General features: G+C 58.5%; 8 protein-coding genes. 5 read left to right on the top strand and 3 right to left on the bottom strand.

Annotation, left to right across the window (positions count from 1 at the left end; all coding sequences use genetic code 11):
- From gyrB to Q0M74_RS11835, 3 genes are all read left to right on the top strand, one after another.
- Nucleotides 1-1,987: DNA topoisomerase (ATP-hydrolyzing) subunit B (gene gyrB / locus Q0M74_RS11845; protein ID WP_293954725.1), on the top strand; the 1,987-nt coding region annotated here is incomplete at its 5' end.
- 98 nt (nt 1,988-2,085) lie between these two features.
- A complete protein-coding gene (locus Q0M74_RS11840) occupies nt 2,086-2,964 on the top strand; it encodes an alpha/beta fold hydrolase (protein WP_293954723.1) in 879 nt (292 codons plus the stop codon).
- 279 nt (nt 2,965-3,243) lie between these two features.
- A complete protein-coding gene (locus tag Q0M74_RS11835) occupies nt 3,244-3,447 on the top strand; it encodes a cold-shock protein (RefSeq protein WP_293954722.1) in 204 nt (67 codons plus the stop codon).
- A gap of 247 nt (nt 3,448-3,694) precedes the next feature.
- On the opposite strand, the gene Q0M74_RS11830 is transcribed toward Q0M74_RS11835, so the two are convergent.
- The 3 genes from Q0M74_RS11830 to Q0M74_RS11820 form a co-directional block, all read right to left on the bottom strand.
- Nucleotides 3,695-4,135 carry a DUF6918 family protein gene (locus tag Q0M74_RS11830; RefSeq protein ID WP_293954720.1) on the bottom strand — a complete coding sequence of 147 codons (441 nt, stop codon included), beginning with the start codon at nt 4,133-4,135 and terminating at the stop codon, nt 3,695-3,697.
- Between the two features lie 243 nt (nt 4,136-4,378).
- Complete coding sequence (locus Q0M74_RS11825) at nt 4,379-4,642, bottom strand: TetR family transcriptional regulator (RefSeq protein WP_293954718.1); 264 nt, start codon at nt 4,640-4,642, stop codon at nt 4,379-4,381.
- Nucleotides 4,639-4,851 carry a CopG family transcriptional regulator gene (locus Q0M74_RS11820; protein WP_293954716.1) on the bottom strand — a complete coding sequence of 71 codons (213 nt, stop codon included), beginning with the start codon at nt 4,849-4,851 and terminating at the stop codon, nt 4,639-4,641. The genes Q0M74_RS11825 and Q0M74_RS11820 overlap by 4 nt, the downstream gene beginning before the upstream one ends.
- Before the next feature lie 151 nt (nt 4,852-5,002).
- On the opposite strand from Q0M74_RS11820, the gene gyrA reads away from it, so the two are divergent.
- Together gyrA and Q0M74_RS11810 are read left to right on the top strand one after the other, a co-directional pair.
- Entirely contained in the window at nt 5,003-7,612 is a 2,610-nt protein-coding gene (gene gyrA, locus Q0M74_RS11815; protein ID WP_293954714.1) for a DNA gyrase subunit A, read from the top strand.
- Nucleotides 7,613-7,615: 3 nt separating this feature from the next.
- Nucleotides 7,616-7,960 carry a DUF3566 domain-containing protein gene (locus Q0M74_RS11810; RefSeq protein ID WP_293954712.1) on the top strand — a complete coding sequence of 115 codons (345 nt, stop codon included), beginning with the start codon at nt 7,616-7,618 and terminating at the stop codon, nt 7,958-7,960.
- Nucleotides 7,961-8,116: the final 156 nt, after the last annotated feature.

Below are 8,116 nucleotides of genomic sequence, written 5' to 3'. Positions count from 1 at the left end.
CATGTACATCGGTTCCACCGGCCCGCGCGGCCTCCACCACCTGATTTGGGAAGTTGTCGACAACTCAGTTGACGAAGCCATGGCTGGACATGCCGACCGCGTCGACGTGTCTCTGCTGGAAGACGGTGGAGTCGAAGTCGTGGACAACGGCCGCGGCATTCCCGTGGAAATGCACGCCTCCGGCGCCCCCACTGTCCAGGTTGTTATGACCCAGCTGCACGCCGGCGGTAAGTTCGACTCCGATTCCTATGCGGTTTCCGGTGGTCTGCACGGTGTCGGCATCTCCGTGGTGAACGCACTGTCCACCCGTGTTGAAGCGCACATCAAAAAAGATGGCAAGCACTGGTTCCAGAATTTCAACAGCTCTGTTCCGGAAGAGCTGGAAGAGGGCGGTAACGCCCGCGGTTCAGGAACCTCCATCCGCTTCTGGCCGGATGCTGAGATCTTTGAAACCACTGATTTTGATTTCGAGACCATCTCACGTCGTCTGCAGGAAATGGCCTTCCTGAACAAGGGCCTGACCATCACCCTGACAGACAACCGTGCCTCTGATGAGGAGCTTGAGCTCGAGGCACTGGCTGAGCAGGGCGACACCGCTGTTGAGCTGTCCCTTGACCAGATCGACGCCGAAGGCGAAACCGAACTGGTTGATGATGAGGGAGCCGCTGACGCACCGAAGAAGCCGAAGAAGCGTGAGAAGAAGAAGATCTTCCACTACCCCAACGGCCTCCAGGACTACGTCAACCACCTCAACCGCACCAAGACCGCCATCCACCCGTCGATCGTTGCTTTTGAAGCTAAGGGCACCGAGCATGAGGTTGAGATCGCCATGCAGTGGAACTCCTCCTACAAGGAGTCCGTCCACACCTTCGCCAACACCATCAACACCATCGAGGGTGGTACCCACGAAGAGGGTTTCCGTTCCGCGCTGACCTCCCTGATGAACCGCTATGCGCGTGAGCACAAGCTGCTGAAGGCAAAGGAAGACAACCTCACCGGTGATGACTGCCGTGAAGGACTGTCTGCGGTTATCTCCGTGCGTGTGAGCGATCCACAGTTCGAGGGCCAGACCAAGACCAAGCTCGGCAACACCGAGATCAAGTCTTTTGTGCAGCGTATGGCCAATGAGCACATCGGTCACTGGCTCGAGGCCAACCCTGCTGAAGCCAAGGTCATCATCAACAAGGCTGTCGGCTCCGCACAGGCACGCCTGGCGGCCCGTAAAGCCCGTGACCTGGTGCGTCGCAAGTCAGCAACCGACCTGGGCGGACTGCCCGGCAAGCTGGCTGACTGTCGCTCCAAGGACCCGAAGAAGTCCGAACTCTACATCGTGGAGGGTGACTCCGCGGGTGGTTCCGCGAAGTCCGGCCGTGACTCCATGTTCCAGGCCATCCTGCCGCTGCGAGGAAAGATCCTCAACGTGGAGAAGGCACGTCTGGACAGGGTGCTCAAGAACGCTGAGGTTCAGGCGATCATCACCGCCCTGGGCACCGGCATCCATGATGAGTTCGACATCAACAAACTGCGTTATCACAAGATCATTCTGATGGCTGACGCCGACGTTGATGGTCAGCATATCGCAACCCTGCTGCTCACCCTGCTGTTCCGCTTCATGCCGGATCTGGTGGCAGAAGGCCACGTCTACCTGGCACAGCCACCGCTGTACAAGCTCAAGTGGCAGCGCGGCGAGCCCGGCTTCGCCTACTCCGATGCAGAGCGCGATGAACAGCTCGCAGAGGGCCTGGCCGCCAACCGCAAGATCAACACCAACGACGGCATCCAGCGCTACAAGGGTCTCGGCGAGATGAACCCGAGCGAGCTGTGGGAAACCACCATGGACCCAACCGTGCGCATCCTGCGCCGCGTTGACCTCCACGACGCGCAGCGTGCCGATGAACTCTTCTCCATCCTCATGGGCGATGACGTTGTGGCCCGCCGCAGCTTCATCACCCGCAACGCCAAGGACGTCCGCTTCCTGGACATCTAAGTCACATCTCTGATGTGGAGCGCCCCGGAGAATCAACTGTGATTATTCTACGGGGCGCTTTCGCATGCTGAATCACATTTCTGGATACCCTGGGACGCGTGACTGCCACTGAACCCACCGCCACTGTCCTTGTCCAGCTGCCAGATGACTCCACCTCACCTGTTCAGGTGTGGAAGGGAGATGAGGAAAAACCCCTGGTCATGGTGTGGCCAGGCTTTGGCATGGGAGGTTATTATTACCGCCCTATCGCCGCTGAATTAGCCTCCCGCGGTTTCCATGTGGCCATCGGTGAATTACGTGGCCAGGGACAGAGCTCCGCCCGGGCCTCCAGATCCATCACCTGGGGTTATCACGACCTGGCCTCCATTGATTATCCCACCCAGGTCCGGGCGGCCAAGCAGGAACTGGGACTGGAGACCAATCACCCGGTGATTTTCCTGTCCCATTCCATGGGTGGCCAGATCTCCTGTCTCTTCGCCGCGCGCCCAGAAGCCCGTGAGCTGAACCTGAAGGGCATCTTCGGGGTGGGGGCAGGTTCTCCCCACCGGCCCACCTTTGACCCCAAGACAGGTCGCACACTGGGTATGGGTGCCGTCTTACTCGGAACCATCGGGGGCCATGGCCTGGGATACTGGCCCGGGAAGATCCTGGGGAAGGACTTTGTCGGCTATGGCCGCCAGGCTGGTGCACATATGCGTGAATGGCGCAGATTCCACCGCAATAATTCGCTCAATGACCTCACCGGTCAGGATATTGACTACGTAGCAGAGATGAGTCGACTGGAACTTCCCATTCTTTTTACCCGCTTCACCGATGACCTGGATTGCCCCACAGAATCCAGCAGGGCATTGGCAGGATTCCTCCCTAACGCTGATGTCCGTTTTGAGGATCTACCAGGGGAATTAGGGCATAATCGTTGGGCGCGTGAGCCCGGAATTGTGGCTGATCGTTTCGTGTCTTTTGCGGGTCTGCTCTAAATATTTTTCCCCCTTGTAGGGGGTTTAAAATACTTTTTTTGACACCAATTATGATCCCCCACTATCGCTGGGAGGAAATTCATGGCACACTAGTACCTAGTCGCGGTTTCTGTGCGCAGTGTCTAGGCGCTCGCAAGAGATGCACACGCGAGCGACTAGTTTTCCTTAACTGTGCAGTAACTGCGGAAGTTAAAGGTGGACGAGGAGTTCCAACGACTCGGGCGTCAGTGAATCATGCTGACGAACGTAGCATCACCTCATTAAGAAAAAGGTATAGATATGGCACAGGGAACTGTGAAGTGGTTCAACGGCGAAAAGGGCTTTGGTTTCATCGCCCCTAACGACGGATCCGCTGATCTTTTCGTCCACTACTCCGAGATTCAGACCAACGGCTTCCGTTCTCTCGAAGAGAACCAGCCAGTTGAGTTCGAGGTCGGCGAAGGCGCCAAGGGCCCACAGGCTCAGCAGGTTCGCCCTCTCTAAGCTCTAACGCTTGGTAATGATCAACCGTCCACCTTCTGGGTGCGGCGGTTTTTTCATGCCCTTTTTCCACCCCCCCAGATCAAAGGTGGGGGAGCAGGGCAAATAAAAAGCCTGTGGCTGCACATGCAGCCACAGGCTTTGGCATTAACTAAGAGATCCTGTTCTTAGCAAGCCCTACTGATCTCTGTATTGAGGGGGGGCCTTTCGGTGAAGCCCTTTTGTGATTGACCCGCCAGTCTCCCAGTTGTTACTTAGCGTGCTTCTCCACGAGCTGGCCGATGGCAGGTAGTTCCTGCTCGATGACCTTGGCGGCCTTGCCACGGACACCCTTGTACACCTTGGACAGGCCGGGAACGGAGATGCTGTCGGCATTGCGGTCGGCAACGTTGAGGATGGCGTCCAGTGCGCGGTCCTTGTTGGCTGCGAGGTGGGCACCGAAATCAGTGCCGCCACCTGCGGTGTATTCCTGCCAGAGTGGGTCGAGGGATTCTGCCATTTCTGGTAGGACACGACGGGAGCCCTTGGAGAGGATATCGGAATCTACCTTGGTTGCGGCAGCCATGGCGCCCTTGAGTGCCATGCCGGTGAGGCCTGACTGCTTGTCCACGGTGGTGGAGATGAAATCAGCCATGTTTGTGACTGCTGCGTCGAAGCCGTTGCTGACAAGAAGTTCTTTAAGTGAAGTCATGGGGAACATCTTAACGACAAAAAGACCGATCTCCCTGGATTGAGCCAAGGAGGCCGGTCTTGATGGATTGAAGATTGTGTTGCAATTCTTCCTCCACAGCAACAACCTGAGTTAACTTGCGTCACTGTAATCACAACAGTCACAGAGTTTACATTCGCATATGTTGATGCTGCAACCGAGGTGCCTTTAGCGGGAGTCTCATCCGAGGTGGGGGAGGGGTTGTGTCGATGAGAGTGCTGCTTCTTAAGCGTTCAGGTGCAGCAGGATCTGTCGGGTGGTTGCAGCCAACTGCCCATTGCGGCCACTGAGTGGTGCGAGCCTGGTGATGGTTTCAGCTACCTGCCTGGCCATGGTGAGGGGGGAGTCGTGCACCCTTACGCCGTGGAAACTGGCGGTGCTCACGGCTGCGGCTGCGGCAAGGGCTGTGAAGTCCCGCACCTTCTCACCATGTGCAGTACAGAGCTCATCGGCGATCACCAGCAGTTGCTCCGGAGTCAGGCCTCTCATGAGCGGCTCTGTCGGATGCGTTTTTCCACACCGGCATATTCCGGCACGTAGGTGCGCGCCAGGTCAGCGATCTCAGCATCAGCCACCACACGGCTGGCGGCGGTGATGATTGCCCGCAGTGCTGCCTCCTGCTTGCTGGATCCCTGGGCGCGTGCCAGCAGGGTCAGGGCGCGATCCTGGTCCTCATTGAGTCGAAGTGTCATGGCCATGGCCTCAAGAGTAGTCCGAAAACTAGGGAAGTGGTATCACTTTGGTATCTTATGGTGTCTTAAAACGCTCTTAATCGCTTTCTGAGGCAGTTTTTAGGCAAATGCCCAGGTATAGTGGACCACTAGTTCTTTAAACATTGGAAGGTAACTAGTGAGCGACGACAATAACGCTACGTTCGACCGCGTCAGTCCCATTGATATCAATGAGGAAATGCAGTCGAGCTATATCGATTACGCCATGTCGGTCATCGTGGGACGTGCACTCCCCGAGGTCCGCGACGGCATGAAGCCTGTCCACCGCCGAGTCCTCTACGCCATGTATGACAACGGCTACCGCCCAGACCGCGGCTACGTGAAGTCCGCGAAGCCGGTCGCCGACACCATGGGTAACTACCATCCACACGGCGACACCGCGATCTATGACACCCTGGTCCGCATGGCTCAGCCCTGGTCCATGCGTTACCCACTGGTGGATGGTCAGGGTAACTTCGGTTCCCGCGGTAATGACGGCCCGGCCGCCATGCGTTATACCGAGTGCCGCATGACCCCACTGGCCATGGAAATGGTCCGTGACATCCGTGAAAACACCGTCAACTTCTCCCCGAACTATGATGGTAAGACCACTGAGCCGGATGTTCTGCCATCCCGCGTGCCCAACCTGCTGATGAATGGCTCCGGCGGTATCGCCGTCGGTATGGCCACCAACATCCCGCCACACAACCTCACCGAACTCGCCGCCGCCATTTTCTGGCTGCTGGAGAACCCTGAGGCCGATGACGCCACCGCACTGGAAAAGTGCATGGAGTTTGTCAAGGGACCAGACTTCCCAACCTCTGGCCTCATCATCGGTGACAAGGGCATCCACGATGCCTACACCACCGGCCGTGGCTCCATCCGCATGCGCGGTGTCACCTCCATCGAGGAGGAGGGCAACCGCACCGTCATCGTCATCACGGAGCTGCCGTACCAGGTCAACCCGGATAACCTGATCTCCAACATCGCGGAGCAGGTCCGTGATGGCAAGCTCATGGGCATCTCCAAGATCGAGGATGAGTCCTCTGACCGCGTGGGTATGCGCATCGTCGTCACGCTCAAGCGCGACGCCGTGCCACGTGTGGTGCTCAACAACCTGTTCAAGCACTCTCAGCTGCAGGCCAACTTCGGTGCCAATATGCTCTCCATCGTCGATGGCGTGCCGCGCACCCTGCGTCTGGACCAGATGCTGCGTTACTACGTGGCGCACCAGATCGAGGTCATCGTCCGCCGTACCCAGTACCGCCTGGATCAGGCGGAGAAGCGTGCGCACATCCTGCGCGGCCTGGTGAAGGCCCTGGACATGCTCGACGAGGTCATCGCACTCATCCGTCGTAGCCCCACGGTTGAGGAGGCCCGCACCGGCCTCATGGAACTTCTCGACGTCGATCAGATCCAGGCCGACGCCATCCTCGAGATGCAGCTGCGTCGTCTGGCAGCCCTTGAGCGTGAGAAGATCGTCAACGAACTCGCAGATCTGGAAGAGATCATCGCTGACCTCAAAGACATCCTGGCCAGCCCAGAGCGCCAGCGCACCATCGTCCGCGATGAACTGACTGAGATCGTCGAGAAGTACGGCGATGAGCGCCGCTCCGAGATCATCGCCGCCACCGGTGATGTCTCCGAGGAAGACCTCATCGCCCGTGAGAACGTGGTTGTCACCATCACCTCCACCGGTTACGCCAAGCGCACCAAGGTGGATGCCTACCGCTCCCAGAAGCGTGGCGGCAAGGGGGTCCGCGGTGCTGAACTGAAACAGGACGACATCGTCCGTCACTTCTTCGTCAGCTCCACCCACGACTGGATCCTCTTCTTCACCAACTTCGGCCGTGTCTACCGTCTCAAGGCCTATGAACTGCCTGAGGCTTCCCGCACCGCCCGCGGCCAGCACGTGGCCAACCTGCTGGAATTCCAGCCGGAGGAACGCATCGCTCAGGTCATCCAGATCCAGACCTATGAGGATGCCCCGTACCTGGTCCTGGCAACCGCACAGGGTCGTGTGAAGAAGTCCCGCCTCACCGACTATGAATCAGCCCGTTCCGCCGGCCTGATCGCCATCAACCTCAATGACGGTGACCGCCTCATCGGCGCCGCACTCGTTGATGAAGGCGATGACATCCTGCTGACCTCTGAATACGGTCAGGCCATCCGCTTCACCGCCGACGATGAGCAGCTACGCCCCATGGGTCGTGCCACCGCAGGCGTGAAGGGCATGCGCTTCCGTGGCGAGGACCAGCTCCTGGCCATGAGCGTTGTCCGCGATGGCGAATACCTCCTGGTGGCCACCTCTGGTGGTTATGGCAAGCGCACGCCAATCGACGAATACTCCACCCAGGGCCGTGGTGGCCTCGGCGTGGTGACCTTCAAGTACACCCCGAAGCGTGGGCGTCTCATCGGCGCCGTGGCGGTGGAAAATGATGACGAGATCTTCGCCATCACCTCCGCCGGCGGCGTCATCCGTACCGAGGTCAACCAGATCCGCCCATCCTCACGCGCCACCATGGGTGTGCGACTGGTCAACCTCGAAGATGATGTTGAACTGCTCGCCATCGACAAGAACGTTGAGGAAGAGGGCGAGGAGGTCGCCGAGGCGGTAGCCACCGGCGCCGTAGACGGCCCAGCAGCCAAGGTTTACACCAAGAGCGCAGCAGCCGACGTTGAGGCTGAGGCGGGCGTTGAAGCCGGTGTAAACGACGACGCTGACAACGAAGCCGACAACGAGGAGTAATTCGTGGCAACCCGAGAAGTATCGATCACCCGAATCTCGCCTCTGGCCACCTTCCGGGTAGCCCTGGCACTGTCCCTCATCGGACTGGTTGCCTGGATCGTCTGCGTCTGCGTCCTGTACTTCGGACTGGACACCGCAGGTGTATGGCAGAATCTCAACGACGTCATCGGCGGTGTCGGCGGTGAACAGGCCGTCACCTTCGGCCTCGTCCTGAGTGTCTCTGCGCTCCTGGGCGCCATCGGAGCAATCACCGTGGCAATCCTCGCGCCACTGATCGCGATTATCTACAACGCGATCGTGGACCTCTTCGGAGGCATCACTGTGCAACTGCAGGAAGAAGCTGACTAAAACTTCGGTTTAACATCAGGCATACATCCGCTGGCAAGCCACAATAACAGGGCTTGACCAGCGGATTTGTGTGTTATGCGGTATCTGGGTAAAGTTATGTCTCGTTCCCAGGGCCTATAGCTCAGTCGGTTAGAGCGCATCGCTGATAACGATGAG

This window comes from uncultured Corynebacterium sp., assembly GCF_945649885.1.
Classification (GTDB): Bacteria; Actinomycetota; Actinomycetes; order Mycobacteriales; family Mycobacteriaceae; genus Corynebacterium.
This window is presented reverse-complemented; position numbering and strand designations above follow the sequence as displayed.

What these genes read in the sequence shown, in the direction of transcription:
- Q0M74_RS11835 (WP_293954722.1), top strand. Translation starts at nt 3,244, where the DNA reads ATGGCACAGGGAACTGTGAAGTGGTTCAACGGCGAAAAGGGCTTTGGT.
- Q0M74_RS11830 (WP_293954720.1), bottom strand. Translation starts at nt 4,135, where the DNA reads ATGACTTCACTTAAAGAACTTCTTGTCAGCAACGGCTTCGACGCAGCA.
- Q0M74_RS11825 (WP_293954718.1), bottom strand. Translation starts at nt 4,642, where the DNA reads ATGAGAGGCCTGACTCCGGAGCAACTGCTGGTGATCGCCGATGAGCTC.
- Q0M74_RS11820 (WP_293954716.1), bottom strand. Translation starts at nt 4,851, where the DNA reads ATGGCCATGACACTTCGACTCAATGAGGACCAGGATCGCGCCCTGACC.